This is a genomic window from Erythrobacter donghaensis (assembly GCF_002155425.1).
GTDB classification, from domain to species: Bacteria; Pseudomonadota; Alphaproteobacteria; order Sphingomonadales; family Sphingomonadaceae; genus Erythrobacter; species Erythrobacter donghaensis.
In genome coordinates this window covers 208231-227499 of the sequence record NZ_MUYG01000011.1, presented here as the reverse complement: position 1 = coordinate 227499, position 19269 = coordinate 208231, and the positions used below count along the sequence as shown (strand labels likewise).

At 67.0% G+C, this 19269-nt stretch carries 15 protein-coding genes and 2 riboswitches; of the genes, 2 read left to right on the top strand and 13 right to left on the bottom strand.

Features of this window, described 5'->3' with window-relative positions; all coding sequences use genetic code 11:
• The 12 genes from BZF59_RS12690 to BZF59_RS12635 all read right to left on the bottom strand — a co-directional run bounded on the left by BZF59_RS12690 (window position 1) and on the right by BZF59_RS12635 (window position 14235).
• The gene (locus BZF59_RS12690) at window positions 1-837 is read right to left on the bottom strand and encodes a glycosyltransferase family 2 protein (RefSeq protein WP_245806146.1); all 837 of its coding nucleotides are present in this window, start codon (window positions 835-837) and stop codon (window positions 1-3) included.
• Window positions 834-1205: a glycine cleavage system protein GcvH gene (gcvH, locus tag BZF59_RS12685; RefSeq protein ID WP_086608630.1), complete on the bottom strand. Its 372-nt coding sequence runs from the start codon at window positions 1203-1205 to the stop codon at window positions 834-836. Before gcvH ends, BZF59_RS12690 begins: the two co-directional genes overlap by 4 nt.
• Before the next feature lie 3 nt (window positions 1206-1208).
• Window positions 1209-2357: a glycine cleavage system aminomethyltransferase GcvT gene (gene gcvT / locus BZF59_RS12680; RefSeq protein WP_086608629.1), complete on the bottom strand. Its 1149-nt coding sequence runs from the start codon at window positions 2355-2357 to the stop codon at window positions 1209-1211.
• 55 nt (window positions 2358-2412) lie between these two features.
• Window positions 2413-2516, bottom strand: a riboswitch (glycine riboswitch).
• A riboswitch (glycine riboswitch) is annotated at window positions 2517-2616 on the bottom strand.
• Window positions 2617-2695: 79 nt separating this feature from the next.
• On the bottom strand, window positions 2696-3643 hold the full coding sequence (locus BZF59_RS12675) for a sulfite exporter TauE/SafE family protein (protein WP_086608628.1): 948 nt from the start codon (window positions 3641-3643) through the stop codon (window positions 2696-2698).
• Between the two features lie 3 nt (window positions 3644-3646).
• Window positions 3647-4873, bottom strand: a complete 1227-nt coding sequence (locus BZF59_RS12670) for a serine hydrolase domain-containing protein (protein WP_086608627.1) — start codon at window positions 4871-4873, stop codon at window positions 3647-3649.
• A 30-nt stretch (window positions 4874-4903) separates the two neighbouring features.
• Window positions 4904-5668: an FkbM family methyltransferase gene (locus tag BZF59_RS12665; RefSeq protein WP_143738168.1), complete on the bottom strand. Its 765-nt coding sequence runs from the start codon at window positions 5666-5668 to the stop codon at window positions 4904-4906.
• 58 nt (window positions 5669-5726) lie between these two features.
• The gene (gene metH, locus BZF59_RS12660) at window positions 5727-8357 is read right to left on the bottom strand and encodes a methionine synthase (protein WP_086608625.1); all 2631 of its coding nucleotides are present in this window, start codon (window positions 8355-8357) and stop codon (window positions 5727-5729) included.
• Between the two features lie 95 nt (window positions 8358-8452).
• On the bottom strand, window positions 8453-9496 hold the full coding sequence (locus BZF59_RS12655) for a homocysteine S-methyltransferase family protein (RefSeq protein WP_086608624.1): 1044 nt from the start codon (window positions 9494-9496) through the stop codon (window positions 8453-8455).
• A complete protein-coding gene (gene metF / locus BZF59_RS12650; protein ID WP_086608623.1) occupies window positions 9493-10422 on the bottom strand; it encodes a methylenetetrahydrofolate reductase [NAD(P)H] in 930 nt (309 codons plus the stop codon). The genes BZF59_RS12655 and metF overlap by 4 nt, the downstream gene beginning before the upstream one ends.
• A complete protein-coding gene (locus tag BZF59_RS12645) occupies window positions 10419-11402 on the bottom strand; it encodes an ArsR/SmtB family transcription factor (protein ID WP_086608622.1) in 984 nt (327 codons plus the stop codon). The genes metF and BZF59_RS12645 overlap by 4 nt, the downstream gene beginning before the upstream one ends.
• 64 nt (window positions 11403-11466) lie before the next feature.
• Window positions 11467-12654, bottom strand: coding sequence for a galactokinase (locus BZF59_RS12640; protein ID WP_143738167.1), 1188 nt, complete (start codon window positions 12652-12654; stop codon window positions 11467-11469).
• A gap of 108 nt (window positions 12655-12762) precedes the next feature.
• Window positions 12763-14235 carry a sodium:solute symporter family transporter gene (locus BZF59_RS12635; RefSeq protein WP_245806145.1) on the bottom strand — a complete coding sequence of 491 codons (1473 nt, stop codon included), beginning with the start codon at window positions 14233-14235 and terminating at the stop codon, window positions 12763-12765.
• A 112-nt stretch (window positions 14236-14347) separates the two neighbouring features.
• On the opposite strand from BZF59_RS12635, the gene BZF59_RS16095 reads away from it, so the two are divergent.
• Both BZF59_RS16095 and BZF59_RS12620 read left to right on the top strand, forming a co-directional pair.
• Window positions 14348-16441, top strand: coding sequence for an alpha-galactosidase (locus tag BZF59_RS16095; protein ID WP_245806187.1), 2094 nt, complete (start codon window positions 14348-14350; stop codon window positions 16439-16441).
• Window positions 16438-18339 (top strand): beta-galactosidase, encoded by a 1902-nt coding sequence (locus BZF59_RS12620; protein ID WP_086608620.1) that lies wholly within the window; start codon window positions 16438-16440, stop codon window positions 18337-18339. Before BZF59_RS16095 ends, BZF59_RS12620 begins: the two co-directional genes overlap by 4 nt.
• Here the strand turns inward: BZF59_RS12620 and BZF59_RS12615 are convergent.
• Window positions 18336-19232 (bottom strand): NAD(P)H-binding protein, encoded by an 897-nt coding sequence (locus tag BZF59_RS12615; RefSeq protein WP_086608619.1) that lies wholly within the window; start codon window positions 19230-19232, stop codon window positions 18336-18338. The genes BZF59_RS12620 and BZF59_RS12615 overlap by 4 nt on opposite strands.
• Window positions 19233-19269 lie beyond the last annotated feature (37 nt).

Below are 19269 nucleotides of genomic sequence, written 5' to 3'. Positions count from 1 at the left end.
TCAGGCGGGAGAGGGCACGGCGTTGAGCTGCGCCAGATCGGCAAGCGTCCCGGCGAAACGGGCGGGGCCGGTGTGGGTGGTACGCATCCAGGGCGCGATCCAGATGCGGAAACCCGCATCGCGCACCCGGTGGCAGAAGGCGAAATCGTCGGACAGGTGATGCCCGCTGCCCGGGTCGATCATCGGCTGGAACAGGGCGGTGATGTGCTCCCCCGTCAGCCCGCTCTCGCGGTCGAGCGCGTCTGGCGTGTAGCGCAGTTCCGGGTGACGCTGGCTGAGCGCTTCGATCACGTCGCGGCGCACCACCATCAGCCCGGTGCCGACGCGGCGCACTTCGATCGGCTGGTCGAGCCGGTACTGGCCCGAAGGATCGAGCGGATCGAGCGCGAAGACACCCGAAAAACGCTCGAGCATCACCGGATTGCCCTGCGCCAGCCCTCTGGCGGCAGCGGCGGCGACCAGCGGCCAGTTGGTCATCCGCTTCGGGCACGGCGCACCGACCACGGCGAGCTCCGGATCGGCCTGCATCCGCGCAACCAGATCGAGCAACTCGTCCGGCACGAAGCCGATGTCCCCGTCGATAAACACAAGGTGCGTCGCATCCGATTGCTGGAAGGCCGCCGCCAGCGCGTTGCGCGCCCGGTCGATCGCGGCATTGTTGCTGAGCCAGGCGAAGGTGCACGCCGCGCCCGCCTTCTGCGCCGCGCCCGTCAGGCCCACCACGGCGCGCAGATAATCGCTCTGCGCGCCGTCATAGAGCGGGGTGGCGACCAGCAGCCGCCGAGCCCCCGCGCCTGTGCCGATCGGCGTGATCGTGACGGGCGGGACGGTGGTCACAGGCCCTCGACGAAGGCCTTGTAAGCGTCTTCATCCATCAGCGCGTCGAGTTCGGCCTCGGCGGCGATGGTCATCTTGAAGAACCAGCCGTCTTCCTCGGGCGAGGAATTGACCAGCGCGGGATCATCTTCCAGCGCCGGGTTCACCTCGGTGACTTCGCCGGTGATCGGGGCATAGACGTCGGAGGCGGCCTTGACCGATTCCACAACGGCAGCGTCCTTGCCCTGCTCGATCATCGCGCCGACTTCGGGCAGTTCGACGAAGACGATGTCGCCAAGCTGGCCCTGTGCGTAGTCGGTGATGCCGACCGTCGCGACGTCATCTTCGACATCAATCCATTCGTGTTCGTCGGTGTAGTAACGCGGCATCGTTCAGCTCCCTCTGAAATAGCGGTGGGGGACAAAAGGCGTGGGGCTCACGGTGGCGGCGAGACGCTTGCCCCGCACCTCCACTTCGAGCGGGGTGCCGGGTGCGGCATGAGCGCTGGCGACATAGGCCATGGCGATGGGCGCGCCGAGCGTGGGCGAGAAGCCGCCGCTGGTGACGGTGCCGATCTTGTCAGCGCCTGCGAAGACTTCCGCGCCTTCGCGTGCGGGCAGGCGGCCTTCAAGCTTCAAGCCGACCCACTTGCGCGCCGTGCCCTCGACCAGCTCACGGATAATGCGGTCAGCGCCGGGGAAGCCGCCTTCGGTGCGGCGGCGCTTGTTGATGCCGAAGATGAGGCCCGCTTCGATCGGCGAAGTCTCGGGCGTCATGTCGTGGCCGTAGAGCGGCAGCCCCGCCTCGAGCCGCAGCGAATCCCGCGCGCCGAGACCGATGGGTTTGACTTCCGGTTCGGCGCAGATGAGGTCGGCGATTTCGGCGACGACATCGGCGGGAACCGAAATCTCGAACCCGTCCTCACCGGTATACCCCGAGCGGCTGATCCACACATCGCCTGCGATTGATCCGGTGAAGGTGAAGGTCGCCCCCTTCATGAAAGTCAGTGCGCCCAGCGGCGTGTCGCCGATCACGTGCCGTTCAAGCGCGGCAAACGCCTTGGGCCCTTGCAGGGCGAGCAAGGCGTGCTCGTCCATGTGGCTGATGTTCACCTCGTCGGGCAGATGTTCGCGCAGGTGAGCGATGTCGTCCCACTTTGTCGCGCCGTTGACGACGAGATAGAAACCGTCGTTCCAGCGCGTGACCATCAGATCGTCTAGCACGCCGCCGTTCTCGTCGAGCAGCAGCGAATAGCGCGGGTTGCCGTGCTTGAGGGTGGAAAGGTCGATCGGCAGCACGGCTTCGAGCGCCGCCTCGACACCCTCGCCGGTAAGGTGAAGCTGGCCCATGTGCGACACATCGAAAAGCCCCGCGTTCTCGCGCGTCCAACTGTGCTCGGCGACGATGCCCTCATACTGGATCGGCATTTCGTAGCCCGCGAACGGCACCATCCGCGCGCCCTTCGCCCGGTGCCACGCATCGAGCGGCAGGGCCTTGAGCGGGATGTCTTCGACGAAATCTTCGGTGTCGTGGTCGCTCATCAGGGCCTTCCCGGCAGAATACGGCAGTCCAGCAGCGCAAGCGCGCTGCCCTTCAACTGCCCCCTCTGTCGGGTGACCTGAGAGCTTCGGCGGGCCGCGGGCGGCCAGCCTCCCCTTCGGTGGCCCCGGACATGATCCGGGACGCTTTCCAGAGTGTCACGCAGCCGAGCGGTCCGGTGGCCTGAGAGTTTCCGGGGCGGTTGCTCCTTCGGCGCCTTTGCCTCCTTGCGAAGGCATCGGGCTCTCCCGCTCGCCTGCCCGTCACAGAATCGCTCCTGCGCCGGAAGACCCGCCCGCGATGCGCGAATTGCTGCACCGCGTCAATCGGGCGTTTGACCCTAGCGCCAGTTAAGCCACAGCAAGTAGAGCGCCGAGAGCACGATCCAGCTGCCGTCGAGCGTCTTCAGGCGCTTTGCCCCCAGCCACAGCGCGATCGGACGGGCGAGAAAGCCCCCGAGTGCCGCCGCCGGACCGGCCAGCAGAACCACCTCCCACTGAATGGTGCCGGCCTCGATATGCCAGACCACCCCAGACAGCACGCTGACCGCTGAGATCACGCATGCCGCGCCGGTGCACAGCAACACCGGATAGTGGCGGATGAACAGATAGAGCGCGACCAGCTCGCCCATCCCGACCGAGAACAGCGCGGTGATCATCCCGCCGGGGATCGCCAGCGCGAGCAACACGGCAAGGTCGATCCGCTCCAGCCGGTCGCGCTCAGGGCGGGCGGCGTTGAAAGTCCAGGTCGCCACAATCAGCGCGGTGCCGAGCAGGATCGAGAAGCCCTTGTAGGCGTAGAGCACGCTTTGCTGATCGAAGGCGGTCAGCCGCTGCGTCGCGAGCATCGCGGGGAGCGAGAGCGCCAGCACGCCGAGCACCACAACGGCGAAGTCCTTGAGCCGCACTTGCGCCTCCAGCGGGCCGGGCGCGGGCTGGTGCAGCAGCCGGTCGGTCCAGCGCAGGCTCCCCATCGTCATGCCGAAACTCTGGATGCCCATCGACACGCCCACCACGGCGAGCGGCGAGAGACTCATGACGCCCAGTTCGCGCAGGGCGTTGAAGACGGGGACGAAGACCACGCCCCCGCCAGTGCCCGAGGTGTTGGCGATGATCGCGCCGATGACGCCAACGCCGGGCAGGAACCACAGCTGCGCGAGCAAGGCGGGATCGGCAGGCACCAGCGCCCACAGCAGCGCATAGGCGACAAGCAGCACCAACCCGCCCAGCAGCACGATGCGTCCGGGCGGCAGGGCGGTGCTGCGGCGGTTTCCAGCGAGAGCGTTCACGGTCTAATTGCGGCCCGCCTGTTCGAACGCGCGCTTGATCAACCCCTTCTCGCGATCCGTAAAACCGCCGGTGTCCTCGCCGCCGGCCGGGGGCGGAACCTCAGTGGTAAAATAGACCAGCCCGGATTCTCCGCCTGCCAGAAGCCAGAGCCCCGATTGCAACCCGTAAGCTTCGCCCGAATGGCCGACCGCATCCAATTCGGGGTAGTCCGTCGAGTCGAACAGCCCGTCCTTGCAGCGCCCCGGGAACCGATTGATGTATTGGAAGCCCAACCAGTAGTGGCAAAAGAATTCCTGCCCCTCGGTCTCGCCTTCAAAAGAGACGCGGTTCAGTACGTCCGATGAACGGTCCGAGAGGAACGCGTCATTAAAGAGGATGCCCTGCCCGATCTTCGCCAGATCGACCATCCCGATCCGCACCCCGCCCTGAGGCGAGAAGATCGAGGCATTGGTGCCCGGCACATAGGCGTCGAGATCGCAGGCGACGCCTTCTGCCACCGGGATCGTGCAGGCGGGCTGCAGCTCGGCCGGGGCATCCTTCGCCACCTCGCCCGTATCGCGGTAGAGCGTCACCGCGCGCGCCTCCATGTCCGGGCCGCACCCGATCCAGTTGAGGCAGGCCTTGACCCCCAGCGGCTTGAACACCAGCCGCTCGACCAGCCGGTCATACCGCTCTCCCGAGGCCTTCTCGAGCACCGTCGCCACCAGCGGCGAGCCGAGATTGGCATATTCGAACGCCGCCGCGCCCGGAGGGCCGACATCGCGCCAAGCCGCCGGATCGGCGAACTTGGCCTCAAGGCTCTCGCCCAGCGGGACGATGTAGCCGCCCGCGTCCGACAGCCCCGCCCGATGCGAAAGCAGGTGGGCGAGCGTCACCGGCGCGTCCGGGTGGTAGGGCGAGCGCACCGGCCACCCGAGATAGTTCGACACATCGCGGTCGAGATCGAGCTTGCGCTCGTCCACCAGCCGCAGCGCGGTGAGCGCCATGATCAGCTTGGAGATGCTCGCGATCCGCACCGGATCATTGGCCTCGACAGCGCGGCCCGTGTCCTTGTTCGCAAGCCCCTCGACGATCAGCGGGGTGATCGTCTCGCGGTCGAAGGCGACCACGACGCTGGCCGGCGGCGGCGTGTCCTGCGCGGCGGCCAGCGACGGGGCCACGCCCAGCGCGCAGCTTAGCATCAGCGCCGCAGCGCGCATCCACGTCATCCTCGCCGTATCGCCCCGCATCCCTGAACCTCTCCGGCCCTGCGCCCCCGGCTAAAGCCCGATACGCGCGCGCATCGCCGGGCCAAGGAACACCATGTTGATCCGCTCGCCGCGCGTGTCGCGTAGCCTTCCGCCTGCATAGGCATAGGCCCTCATCCCGCAATCGGCAAAGAGATCGATCACCGCTGGCGACGGCGCCTCGACGATGGTGAGCGGCTGATGCGCGCGGAAGGTTTCAAGCCCGCCTTCGACCACCGCCTGCTCCATCTTCTGCACGTCGATCTTCACCACATCGGGCGCGAAGCCGAAGGAATCGAGCGTCCGCACCGTCACGGCTTGCGCGCTGATCGTGAGCTTGCGCGGGTCAAAATTCCAGAAGTGGTAGGGGTTGGCGAGCCAATTGACGATCGCCTCGCGGTCGAGCGAGGCCAGCGCATCGAGCACCGCGTGATCATAGCGCGGCACGTGCAGCGTCAGCTCCCCGGCGCTTTCGGCCAGAGCGCAGTCTTGAATTTCCACCCCCGGATCGCCCGCGAATTCCTGCCTGAGACGCGCGGCCAGCGCGGCAATCGGCTCGAAACTGACGATCCTTGCAGGGCGCGCGCAGCGCCGGATCGCATGAATGCTCTGCCCGTAATTGGCGCCGATATCGACCACCAGTCCGATCGGCCCCATCCGCGACAGCAACCGGAATTCGTCCTCCATCATCAGGCCGAAATTGCGGGTCAGGCGGTTGTAGAGGCGATGCTTGGCCTCCCACAAACCGGGAATGCGGGTCTGGAGCGACCGGATCACGCTCTTGGGAGGAACCTGCAAACTCACGCTCCTTCAACCCCGGCCCGGCGCGCAGGCCTAGCCCGCGCGGCGGCGCGCCTCAATCGAGATTGGGCCGCAGCCAGCGTTCCGCCGTCGCCAGATCGATCCCGCGCCGCGCGGCGTAGTCTTCCAGCTGATCGCGGCCCACCCGGGCGACGCCGAAATACTGGCTTTCGGGATGGCCGAAATAGAAGCCGCTCACCGCCGCCGTCGGCCACATGGCGAAGCTTTCGGTGAGCGTCAGTCCCGCGTTGGCGGGCGCGTCCAGAAGGTCGAACAAGATCGGCTTCAAGGAGTGATCGGGGCAAGCAGGGTAGCCGGGCGCGGGGCGGATGCCGCGATATTCTTCCTTGATCAGCGCCTCGCAGGTCAGCTGCTCGCCCGGCGCGTAGCCCCACAGCGTGGTGCGCACGTGCTGGTGCAGCGCCTCGGCAAAGGCCTCGGCGAAGCGATCGGCGAGTGCCTTCAGCAGGATGTCCGAATAATCGTCCTTGTCGGCTTGGAACCGCGCCGAGTGCGGGTCGATCCCGTGGATCCCGACCGCAAAGCCGCCGATCCAGTCGCCATTGGGGTCGATAAAGTCGGCAAGGCACATGTTGGCGCGGTCGCGGCTCTTCTTGACCTGCTGGCGCAGGAAGGGGAGCCGCACATGCTCCTCGGTCTCGGGGAGGTGGATGGTGACATCGTCCCCGTCCCGCGCGCAGGGCCACAGGCCGGCAACGCCGCGTGCGGTGAGCCATTTCTCCGCGATGATCTGGTCGAGCATCGCATTGGCATCGGCAAACAATTGCGTCGCGGTCTCGCCCACCACCTCGTCCTTGAGGATTGCGGGATAGTTGCCGTGGAGTTCCCACGCGCGGAAGAAGGGCGTCCAGTCGATGAAGCCGCGCAGATGTTCAAGGCTCCAGTCGGGGAAGACGTGCACCCCCGGCTGCTCCGGCGGAGCGGGCTTGTCCGAGAGGAAGGCGTCGTAGAAATTCGCGCGCGCATCATCGAGGCTGAGCAGCACGCTCTGCGACTTGCCCGCGCGGGCATCGCGGACGTGGATGTATTCATCCTCGACCTGCGCGACATATTCATCGCGCTGGGTGTCGGACAGCAGCTTGGAGGCAACGCCGACCGCGCGGCTCGCGTCGAGCACGTGGATCACCGGGCCTTCGTATGCCGGATCGATCTTCAAAGCGGTGTGGACCTTCGAGGTCGTCGCCCCGCCGATCAGCAGCGGCATGGTCATGCCGGCGCGCTGCATTTCCTCGGCGACGGTGACCATCTCGTCCAGAGAAGGCGTGATCAGGCCCGACAGCCCGATCATGTCGGCCTTGTTGTCATTGGCGGCGGCAAGGATCGTCGGCCAGGGCACCATCACGCCGAGGTCGATCACATCGTAACCGTTGCACTGGAGCACCACGCCGACGATGTTCTTGCCGATGTCGTGCACATCGCCCTTCACCGTCGCCATGATGATCTTGCCCTTGGCCTTGCGCTCCTCTTCGGGGAGCAGGTCCTTCTCGGCCTCGATGAAGGGGATGAGGTGGGCGACCGCCTTCTTCATGACGCGGGCGGACTTCACCACCTGCGGCAGGAACATCTTGCCGCTGCCGAACAGATCGCCGACCACGTTCATGCCGTCCATCAGCGGACCTTCGATCACTTCGATCGGGCGCCCCCCCTTGGCGGCGATGGCGGCGCGCATCTGTTCGGTGTCATCGACGATATGCGCGTCGATACCCTTCACTAGCGCATGTTCGAGCCGCTTTTCGACCGCCCAGCCGCGCCATTCCTCGGCGGCCTTTTCGTCGGCAACCGATTTGCCCTTGAAGCTCTCAGCGAGGGTGATGAGGCGTTCCGTAGCGTCGGGATCGCGGTTGAGGATCACGTCCTCGCAGGCGTCGCGCAGCGCAGGGTCGATCTGGTCGTAGACGTCGAGCTGACCCGCGTTGACGATCGCCATGTCGAGCCCGGCAGGGATCGCGTGGTAGAGGAATACCGAATGCATCGCGCGGCGCACCGGCTCGTTGCCGCGGAAGGAGAAGCTGAGGTTGGAGAGGCCGCCCGAGTAATGCGCGTGGGGGCACAATTCGCGCAGTTCCTTAACCGCTTCGATGAAGTCGACGCCGTAGTTGTTGTGCTCCTCGATCCCCGTCGCCACCGCGAAGATGTTGGGATCGAAGATGATGTCTTCAGGGGGAAAGCCCTCGGCCACCAGCAGATCATAGGCGCGCTTGCAGATCTCGACCTTGCGCTGCTTTGTGTCGGCCTGGCCGGTCTCGTCGAAGGCCATCACCACCACCGCCGCGCCGTAATCCATGCAGATGCGGGCGTGCTCGAGGAACGCTTCCTCGCCCTCCTTCATGCTGATCGAGTTCACGATCGGCTTGCCGCTGACGCACTTCAGCCCCGCCTCGATCACGTGGAACTTTGAGCTGTCGATCATCACTGGCACGCGCGCGATGTCCGGCTCGGCCGCGATCAGCTTGAGGAAGGTGGTCATCGCGTGGACCGCGTCGAGCAGACCCTCGTCCATGTTGACGTCGATCACCTGCGCGCCGTTCTCGACCTGCTGGCGCGCCACTTCGACCGCGGCGGGGTAATCGCCCGCCATGATCAGCTTCTTGAACGCCGCGCTGCCGGTGACGTTGGTGCGCTCGCCGATATTGATGAAGCGGGAGGAGGAAGAGGGTTGGTTCATTTTCTCAGGTTCTCAGTTCCGTTCGCCTCGAGCGAAGTCGAGAGGCTGGTGCGGGGTGTCTCGACTTCGCTCGACACGAACGGGGGTGGGTTTGATTAGGCCGCTACGAAGGCCTCAAGTCCCGCCAGCCGCATCTGCGGTTCGGGCGAAGGCACCTTGCGCGGCTCGCTCTTGGCGACAGCCTTGGCAATCGCGGCGATATGCGCGGGGCTCGATCCGCAGCAGCCGCCGAGGATGTTGACCTGACCGTGATCGGCCCAGTCCTTGACCAACCCCGCCGTGGTTTCCGGCATCTCGTCATATTCGCCGAGTTCATTGGGCAGGCCCGCGTTGGGGTAGATCATCAGCAGCGTATCGGCGATCTGCGAGAGCACCTTCACATGCGGGCGCAACTGCTCGGCACCAAAGCTGCAGTTGAGGCCGATGGTGACGGGCTTGGCATGGCGCACCGCATACCAGAACGCCTCGACCGTGTGGCCCGAGAGATTGCGGCCCGACAGGTCGGTCAGCGTCATCGAGATCATCAGCGGCACTTCGCGGCCCAAATCGCGCTCCAGCTGCTTGACCGCCATGATCCCGGCCTTGGCGTTGAGCGTGTCGAACACCGTCTCGATCAGGATGAAGTCGCAGCCGCCTTCGACCAGCGCGGCGGCTTGCTCCTTGTAGACCGCGACCAGCTCGTCGAAGTCGATCTCGCGGAAGCCCGGGTCTTCGACATCGGGGCTCAAGGAGAGCGTCTTGTTGGTCGGCCCGATCGCACCCGCGACGAAGCGGGGCTTGCCGTCCTTCGCCGCGTATTCATCGGCGAGGCTGCGCGCGATCTGGCCGCTGGCGAGGTTGATTTCGCGCACCAGACCCTCGGCGGCGTAATCGGCCTGAGAGATGCGGTTGGCCGAGAAGGTGTTGGTCGAGACCACGTCCGATCCCGCATCCAGATAGGCGCGGGTGATGTCGCCGATCACATCCGGGCGGGTCAGCGCGAGGATGTCGTTGTTGCCCTTCTGGTCAGCGGGCAGGCCGAGATCCCCCGCATAATCCGCCTCGGACAGCTTGCGGTTCTGGATCTGCGTCCCGAACGCGCCGTCGAAGATCAGCACGCGATCCTTCGCGGCGTCGAGGAGTTGTGCGCGGGCGCTCATGCGGCTTCTCCGACAGGACGCTTCCCGAGCAGGTGGCAGATCGCATAGGCCAGATCGGGGCGGTTGAGGGTGTAGAAGTGGAAATCGCGCACGCCCCCTGCGTAGAGGCGGCGGCACAGCTCGGCGGCGACCGTCGCGGCGACCAGCTGGCGCGCAGCGGGCTTCTCGTCGAGCCCTTCGAAGAGGCCATCCATCCATGCCGGGATCGCTGCCCCGCAGGCACCGGCGAATTTCCGCGCCTGCGCGACATTGGTGACGGGCAGGATGCCCGGCAGGATCGGCGCGTCGATCCCTGCCGCAGCGCACTTGTCGCGGAAGGCGAAGAAGGTTTCGGCCGAAAAGAAGAACTGACTGATCGCGCGGGTCGCCCCGGCGTCGATCTTGCGCTTCAGATTGTCGATATCCGCCTGCGGGCAATCCGCATCGGGGTGCGTTTCGGGATAGGCGGCTACGCTGATCTCGAAGGGGGCGATCTCCTTTAGGCCCGCGACCAAGTCGGCGGCGCTGGCATAGCCTTCGGGGTGCGGGGTGAAGGGCGCGCCGGGCTCGCCTGCGTCACCGCGCAGCGCGACGATGTGGCGCACGCCCGCTTCCCAATATTGCTCGGCCACCTCGCGGATTTCCGCCTTGCTCGCCGCAACGCAGGTGAGGTGCGCGGCAGCGGGCAGCTTGGCCTCGGCGATGATCCGCGCGACCGTGGCGTGGGTGCGCTCGCGGGTCGATCCGCCCGCGCCATAGGTGACCGAGACGAAGCTCGGCCCCAGCGGCTTCAGCTGCGTCACCGCGTCCCACAGCTGCTCTTCCATTTTTGCGCTCTTGGGCGGGAAGAATTCGAAACTCACCGCGACATCGCCCGGCAGGCCGCTGAACAGCGGCGTATCGGTGGCGGTGCGGTATTCGTGGAGTTGGTCGAGCGTTGGGGTCATTTGGCAGTTTCCAGAGCAGCAGGCTTGGGAGAGGAAGCGTTTGCGCGGCGCTTGGCGGTCCAGATCTTGACGACCAGCGGCCCGCCTTCGAGGGCCTGAGGCGCAGCGGGCACAAAGCCGGCGGCGCGCAGCAGCTCGGCCATCTGACGATCGGAAAAGCCGAGCCGCGTGTGCTGATGGCGGGTGCGCAATTCTTCGTGATCGTGGCTGGCGAAGTCGACGATCGCAATTCGCCCGCCGGGGCGCAGAACGCGCGCGGCCTCGGCCAGCGCAGGCGCGGGATCGGTGGCGAAGTGCAGCACCTGATGCAGCACCACCGTATCGAAACTGGCATCGGCCAGCGGCAGCTCGGCAAAATCGCCCTGCACCAGCTCGATCTGCGCGGCGGGCAGATGTTGCAGCTTGGCGCGGGCGACGCGCAGCATCTCGAGGTTTTTGTCGAGCGCGACGATGCGTTCAGCGTGAGGCGCGAACAGCTCGGCCATGCGGCCGGTGCCGGTGCCGATGTCGAGCAGGTGGCCCAGCGGCGCATCCGCCAGCGCCTCGGCCAGCCGCCGTTCGACCTCGGCATCGGCGCTGTGCAGCGCGCGCAGCTCGTCCCACTCTCCGGCGTGACGGGCGAAATAATGTTCGGCGGCGCTTTCGCGCGCATCGCGAATCGCGGCGAGTTTCTTGCGATCAGCCTCGCACAGGGCGGCGAAGGCGGGCTCTTCCGCCTCGGCGACGGCGAGCAGGCGCTGCACCGCTTCGACCAGCGGTCCGCGCGCTTCGACCTGGCGCAGGAACACCCAGCTGCCTTCGCGGCGACGCTCGGCAAGGCCCGCATCGCACAGGATCCCGACATGGCGCGACACGCGCGGCTGGCTCTGGCCGAGCACCTGCGCCAGTTCGCCCACGGCCAGCTCCATCGCGCCGAGCAGCCGGGCGATGCGCAGCCGGGTCGGATCGCCCAGCGCCTTGAAGATGTCCTCGATAATCATTGCGCGAGGATCATATAAAGATATTTTTATATCTGTAAATCACCTCTGAGCGCGCGATGCGCGATCATTCGAGCTCGATTGGGGCCGCCCCGGCTGAGGGCTGGAACCGCTCGGCGCGGGCAGGCAGGCCGGTGGCGGCGCGGTTGTAGCGGGCTAGCGCCTCGTCAATGGCGCCGGTCGCAATCGCGCTGCTGATCGCGACCAGACACCCGCCGAGCCCGGCGCCCGACAGCCGCACACCGCCCGCATCGCCTAGCGCATCGGCGACCAGCTCGGCCAGCTGATCGATCTGCGGCAGCGAGGCCGCGAAATCCTGCGACAGCGAAAGGTGCGCCTCGCGCATCACTTCGGCGAGCAGCGCGGTATCGCCCCGCACCAGCCCCTCGCCGATCCATTCGATCCGTGCAGCCTCGCCCACGACATGGCGGGTGCGTGCCAGCAGCACCGGATCGAGGCTGGTCTGGGCATCGAGCAGCATCGCCGCATCGACATCGCGCAGCGCCTTGACCGCGAAATGCTCCGCCGCCGCCGCACATTCAGCGCGGCGCGCTGCAACGATGTCGATGGCGGGATCGCGCCGGACTCCGGTATCGATCGCGGTGATCGCAAGATCCGGATGGATCGGTATCGCCATGTGATCGAGGCTGCGGCAATCGACCAGCAGGCCATGCCCCGCAGTACTCGCAGCCGAGGCCAGCTGCGCCGTGATCCCTCCGGCATGACCGGTAAAATCCTGCTCCGCCAGCTGCGCGGCCTTGGCCAGCAGGTCGGTGGAGAGGCCTAGCCCGCAATAGTCCGAACAGGCCAGCGCCACCGCCACGCCGAAGGCGGCCGAGGATGACAGCCCCGTCCCGATCGGCACATCGCCAGCGATCGCGATCCGCATCGGCCGGACCCGCTGGCCATAGCGCCCCAGCGCCTGCACCACGCCGCGCACGTGGTTCTGCCAGTTGTTCTCACCCGGACGGATCGGCGCGAGCAGATCGAACCGGTCGCGCGCGCTGGCCATGTCGCCCATGTCGAGCGCGACCGCCTCGAACAGCTTTTCCCGCGTGGTCGGTGCGGGCGGGCCGACCGCAACGATCGTCTCGCGGTCGATGGCGCACAGCAACTCATAGCCATCTGTGTAATCGGCGTGCTCGCCGATCAGATTGATCCGGCCGGGCGCGGCAACGAAGCGGCTCGGCTCGACCCCATAGGCAAGCCGGTAGCCCTGCCTGGCGCGGGCAATCAGTCTGTCACGGCGATCCAACAGGGGCGCGTCCCTCCCAACCTGTTTGCCACATGCAACAAGGCGCTGACACAACGCAACATCTTTGCAACATTCTGGCGGGCGCGGCAGCGGCCGGAGCAGCAGCGCTCAGCCCGGCGCGCGCCTCGGCAGCGCGACCGGGGCGAACGTCGCCCGCCCGCCCAGCACCAGCCGGTTGAAGGCGAGCGCAGCGATCACGCTTGTCACCAGTGTCACCACCATGAAGTGGATGTAATGCAGGGTGATGATCCCGGCGGGCGAGAGGTGGAAGGTGAACAGGCCATAGAGCGCCACGCCCCACACCACCCCGGCAATCGCCGCCGAAGCCGCGACACCGCGGAACAACAACCCGGCGACAAACGCGCTCAGGATCGGCATCGACAGGAGGCCGTTCAACTGCTGGAGCAGATTGATGATGCTCGTGGCGTTCTGATACATCGGCACCAGCAGCACCGCAATGGCAGTGAGCCCTACGCACACCACCGCCGACAGCTTCCAGTGATCCTTCACCTCGCCGATGAACTGTTCGTGGAAATCGACCGCATAAAGCGCGACGGACGAATTCAGCACCGCGCTGAAGGTGGTGATGACCGCGGCGGCGACCATCGCCGCAAAGGCTCCCGAGAGCCACGGCGGCAGGATCTCGGCGACCAGCATCCCGTAGGCCTTGTCTCCCACCACCCCGAACAGCTTGAAGGCGACGATACCGGGGATCACCACGATCGGCGGGACGATCAGGATGCGGATCAGCGCGGCGACCATCACCCCCTTCTGCGCCTCGCGCACGCTGGGGGCGGCCATCGCCTTTTGCGTGAGGTTCTGGTTGGTCGACCAGTAGAAGATCTGGATGAAGATCATCCCCGTCAGCAAGGTCGGCCAGGGGATCGGGCTGTCCGGCCCGCCCACCATGGTGATCCGCTCGGCCGGGACGCCGCTGACGATGTCCCAATCCACCGCCGCCATTCCCAGCACCACGATCAGCATGGCAAGGCCGAGGATTCCGATCCCCGACCAGGTGTCCATCACCGCCACAGCCCTCAGCCCCCCGAGAATGGCATAGGCCGCGGCAATCACCGCAAGGATCGCGGCGAAGGCCAGCAGCGGCACGCCCTCGCCGAACAGCGATTGCATGAACAGGCTGCCCGAATAGAGCGCCGCCGGAAGGTAGATCAGCACGTTCCCCGCCAGAAACAGCCCGGCGATCAGCGTGCGGATGCTGCGCCCGCCATAGCGCTGTTCGAGCAGTTCGGTCACGGTGGTGCAGCCCGCGCGATAATAGATCGGCACGAACACGAAGGCGAGGATCGCGAGGCCCACAAACCCGGCGATTTCCCACCAGGCCAGCAGCAGCATCTGGTTGCCGTTCATCCCTACCAGCTGATCGGTCGAGAGGTTGGTGAGCGTGATCGACCCCGCCACGAACAGCCAGCTGAGCTTGCCGCCCGCCAGATAGACATCGCGGCGCGACCCGTCATGCTTGTCGCGGCGGATGGTGAGCCAGGTGGCGAGGCCGATAGCCGCGGTCAGGCCGATGCAGACCGCGATCTGGATCATGCTGCCGCTTGGCATGGTTTCGAACATTTGCGCGCTTTCCCCTCTCCGCAGGGGCGGTTACAGCGCATCGGCGAGGAACCGGCAAGCCTGCGGGCAATGTTCATCACCGGTGCCGGGGAGAGAGGCCTGCTTGGAACACGTGCGGCTGGATGGCGAGGCGCTGACGCTGGTCTTCGCGCTGGAAGCGGGCGGGACGGCCGACCTCGTGTATCTCGGCGCGCGCCTGCCCGAAGGCGAGGATCTCGCCGCCCTCGTTGCGGCAACCGCGCGCGGGCGGCATGAAAGCCAGCCCGATGTTCCGCCGGTGCCGGGTCTGCTCCCCGAGCGCAAGCTTGGGTGGAGCGGGACGCCCGCGATCCAACTGCGGCGCGGCGGCGAGACTATCGAAACCGATTTCCGTTTGCGCGACTGGCAGGCCGCCCCGGACAATCTGGAACTCACCTTTGGCGACGCGGCGCTCGCGATCAGCCTTTCGCTCGGGTGGCGCATCGCCGCAGCAGGCGTGATCGAGGCCTATGCCGTGCTGGTCAATCATGACGAGCCCGATCTGGAACTCAAGCGCCTCGCCGCGCCCGCACTGCCGGTGCCCTGCCGCTTCGCCGACCTCACGACCTTCAGCGGGCGCTGGGCGGGCGAGATGCGCGAGCACCGCCGCCCGCTCGCCCCCGATGGCTTTGCACGGACCTCGGCGCGCGGCAAGCCGGGGTTCGGCGGGGGCAACTGGCTGATCCTGCACGACCGCGAGAGCGAGGGTGTGCTCGCGGCCCACCTCGCCTTCAGCGGCGATTGCGACACGCGGATCGAGTGCGACAACGAGGGCAGCGCCGATGGCCGCGCCGTGCTGCAAATGGCCGCCGCGCAGCCTCATGTCGAAACCGGTTTTCCGGCAGGATCGGTGGCAGCGACGCCGCGGGCGGTATTCGCCCTTGCCGCCAACCGCTCCACGCTGGCGCAGCGCCTCCACGCCTACCTGCGCGCCGAGGTGCTCCCCGGCCGCAAGGACTGGGGCCCGCGCAAGGTTCACCTCAATTCGTGGGAGGCGCTGGGCTTCGACCTGTCCGAACCCGCGTTGATCCGCCTTGCCGATGACGCGGCAGCGCTGGGCATTGAGCGCTTCGTGCTCGACGACGGGTGGTTCGGCGGCAGGAGGGACGACACCAGCAGCCTCGGCGACTGGGTCGTTTCGCCCGATGTTTTTCCCAACGGCCTCGGCCCGCTGATCGACCATGTCCACGCGCGCGGTATGAATTTCGGTCTGTGGGTGGAGCCGGAAATGGTATCGCCCGACAGTGATCTTTACCGCGCACACCCGGACTGGTGCCTGCATTTCGAAGGCCGCGACAGGCCCACGATGCGCGGCCAGCTGGCGCTTGATCTGTCGCGCGCCGAAGTGCGCGAATATCTGATCGAGCGGCTCGATGCGCTGCTGCGCGAGAATGCGATCGCCTACCTCAAGTGGGATCACAACCGCGACCTCTTCCCCACCGCGGGCAAGGCGCTGTGGCAGTCGCTGGGGTTCAACCATGTGCTGGATCGCCTTCGCGCCGCCCATCCCCACGTCGAGATCGAAAGCTGTGCAAGTGGCGGGGGCCGGATCGACTTCGGCGTGCTGTCGCGCGTTCACCGTGTCTGGCCATCCGACAACAACGACGCGATCGAGCGGCTGCGGATCATGCGCGCGTGGAGCCAGTTCATGCCATTGGAAGTGCTCGGCAGCCATGTCGGCCCCTCGCCCAATCCGATCACCGGACGGCGGCTCGACATGGACTTCCGCGCCAAGGTTGCGCTGTTTGGGCACATGGGCGTGGAGGCCGATCCGGCCCGGATGAGCGACGCGGAGCGCGAATGCCTCGCTGCCCATATCGCGCTCTACAAGGCGTGGCGCGGCGTGCTGCATGAAGGCACGCTGTGGCGGCTTGCGCATCCCGATCCGAACGTCTCCGGCATGATGGTGACGCACGGACACAAGGCTTTGGCGGTGGCGGCGCAGACCGCCTTTTCGCCGGTGTTCGACGCCGCGCCGGTGCGGCTCGCCGGGTTGGAGCCCGAGGCGCGCTACCGCGTCACCCTGCCCGAGCCCTGGCCCGGCAAGGCGCGGCGCTACCTCGCAAACGCCGACCAATGGCGCGAAGGCCTGACGCTGAGCGGCACAACGCTGATGACGCAAGGCCTCGCGCTCCCCCTCACCCACCCCGAAACGGCGTGGCTGATCGCGCTGGAGAAGCTCTCGTGAAACTCGGCTGCTGCTATTATCCCGAGCACTGGCCGGAGGCGATGTGGGCCGAGGATGCGCGGCGGATGGCCGACATGGGCCTCTCGCTGGTCAGGATCGGCGAATTCGCATGGAGCCGGATCGAGCCCGAGCCGGGACGTTACGACTGGGGCTGGCTCGACCGGACGATCGACACGCTGGCGGCGGCGGGTCTAAAGGTGATCCTCGGCACACCGACGGCGACCCCGCCCAAGTGGCTGGTCGACCGGATGCCCGACATGGTCGCCATCGACGAGCAGGGCCGCCCAAGGGGTTTCGGCTCGCGGCGGCATTACTGCTTCAGCCACGAAGGCTACCGCGCCGAGTGCCGCCGGATCGTCACCGCGCTCGCCGAGCGATACGGCAAGCACCCCGCCATCGTCATGTGGCAGACCGACAACGAATATGGCTGCCACGACACGGTGCTGAGTTTCTCCAAGGCCGCTGCCTCGGCGTTCCGGGGCTGGCTCGCTGCACGTTACGAGACCCCGCAGGCGCTCAACGAAGCGTGGGGCAACGTCTTCTGGAGCATGGAATATCGGACCTTCGCCGAAGTCGATCCGCCGCATCTGACCGTCACCGAGGCAAACCCCGCGCATTGGCTCGACTATCGCCGCTTCGCTTCCGATCAGGTCGCCAGCTTCAACCGCGAACAGGTCGATATCCTCCGCGCCCATTCCCCCGGCATCGACATTACCCACAACTTCATGGGCTTCTTCACCGAGTTCGATCACCACGCCGTAGGGCGCGATATCGACGTGGCGACGTGGGATTCCTATCCGCTCGGGTTCCTCGAACAGTTCTGGTTCTCCGCCGAGGGGAAAGCCGCCTATCTCAGGCAAGGCCACCCCGATATCGCCGCCTTTCACCACGATCTCTACCGGGGGTGCTCGCAGGGTCGCTGGGGGGTGATGGAGCAGCAGCCGGGGCCGGTGAACTGGGCGCGCTTCAACCCCGCGCCGCTGCCGGGGATGGTCGCCCTGTGGACGCTCGAGGCCTGCGCCCACGGGGCCGAACTCACCAGCTATTTCCGCTGGCGGCAGGCGCCCTTCGCGCAGGAACAGATGCACGCGGGGCTGCTGCGTCCCGATAGCAGCGAGGTCGAGGCCGCGCCCGAGGTCCGCGCCTCCGCCGAGGTGCTTGCCGCGATCGGCCCGCAAGCCGCGACAAGGGCCCCGGTCGCACTGGTGTTTTCCTATGAGGCGGCGTGGGTGATCGGCATCCAGCCGCAGGGGGCGAGCTTCCGCTATCTCGAACTGGTGTTCGAATGCTATTCGGCGCTGCGGGCCAAGGGGCTGGATGTCGACATTGTCGCGCCCAAAGCCGACCTCACCGGCTATCGCATGGTGCTGGTGCCGACGCTTCCCATCGTGCCTGAAGGCTTTGCCGAGACGCTGGCAGGCCTCAGCTGCCCGGTGCTGCTGGGGCCGCGCTCCGGCAGCAAGACGCGCAGCTTCTGCATCCCCGATGGCCTTGCGCCGGGCGACCTCAAACCGGCGATCCCGCTCACCGTCACCCGCGTCGAATCCCTGCGCGACGGCGTGGCCGAACGGGCGGAGGGCTTTGCCGTCACCCGCTGGCGCGAGGATGTGGCGAGCGACCTCGCCCCCGAACTGACCGACGCGCAAGGCCGGGGCGTGGTCTGGCGGCACGGCGCGGTCCGCTATTGCGCGATCTGGCCCGACGCCAAGCTGCTGGCGCTGCTGGTAGAGCGGATGGCCGAAGAGGCGGGCGTCCCGCTCACCCCCCTGCCCGAAGGCATCCGGGTGCGGCGCACGCAGAGCCACGCCTTCACCTTCAACTATGCCGCGCAGCCGGTCTTCGTCCCCCATCTCGGCGCGACGCTGGGCCCAGCGGGGTGGCGGGTCGATCCGCTCTAATCCGCCGCCAGCAAGCGCCGGTAGTGATCGGCGAGCGTCTCGGTGCCGAACTCGGGGGTCAGGTCGGCCGAGTACTCCCCCGTCGCCGGGTCGAGCACCAGCATCGATTCGGTCGCGTAGTAATGGGCGATGCGGGTATATTCGGCCTTCTCCGCCAGCCAGCCCGAAAGCCCCGCGCCAAGCCCCATTACGCGCGCGGCATAGGTGAACATTTTCGGCGAAACCGATGTGAAGCGCGGCGGCTTGCCGGCAGCTGCGAACAGCATCGTGCCCGCATCGCGCAGGCTCACCGCCGGGCCGGGCCCTCCGATGGGAAGGATGCGCCCGAGCGCTTCGGGATCGTCGATGCACCCGGTGATGAACCGCGCCAGATCGCCGTCGCTGATCGGTTTGCAGCGCGTGAGGTTCCCGTCGCCGAAAATCAGGAAGGGCTTGCCCGCCTTCACCCGCCCCACCTGCCCCGAGAGCGATTTGAAGAACGCCGTGGGCCGGATGATGGTGTAGCCGATCCCGCTCGCCGCCAGCTCTGCTTCGAACCGCAATTTGGCGTGCTGAAAAGCGAGGCGCGGCTTCTGCACGCAGATCGCCGAAAGCAGGATGAACTGCCGCGCTCCCGCCCCCTGCGCCGCCGCCAGCAGCGCGGCATTGGCGCGGTGATCGACCGCCTCGGCATCCCTGGGCGCGCCCGAGCGTGAGGCGATACAGGAGATCACGACCTCGGCCCGCGCGTCGGCAAGCGCTGCCGCCAGCGCGCGCGGGTCTGCCAGCAGCGTGCGGCCCTGCGCCGCCACCTCATGGCCCTCTGCCGCCAGCCGCGCCGCGACCGCCTGCCCGATCGTGCCGCTCGCCCCGGCAAGGGCGACACGGACGGGACGGGCGGTGCCTTGGCTCATGGGCCTACCCTAGCCCCGCCGCCGCTTCGGTAAAAGT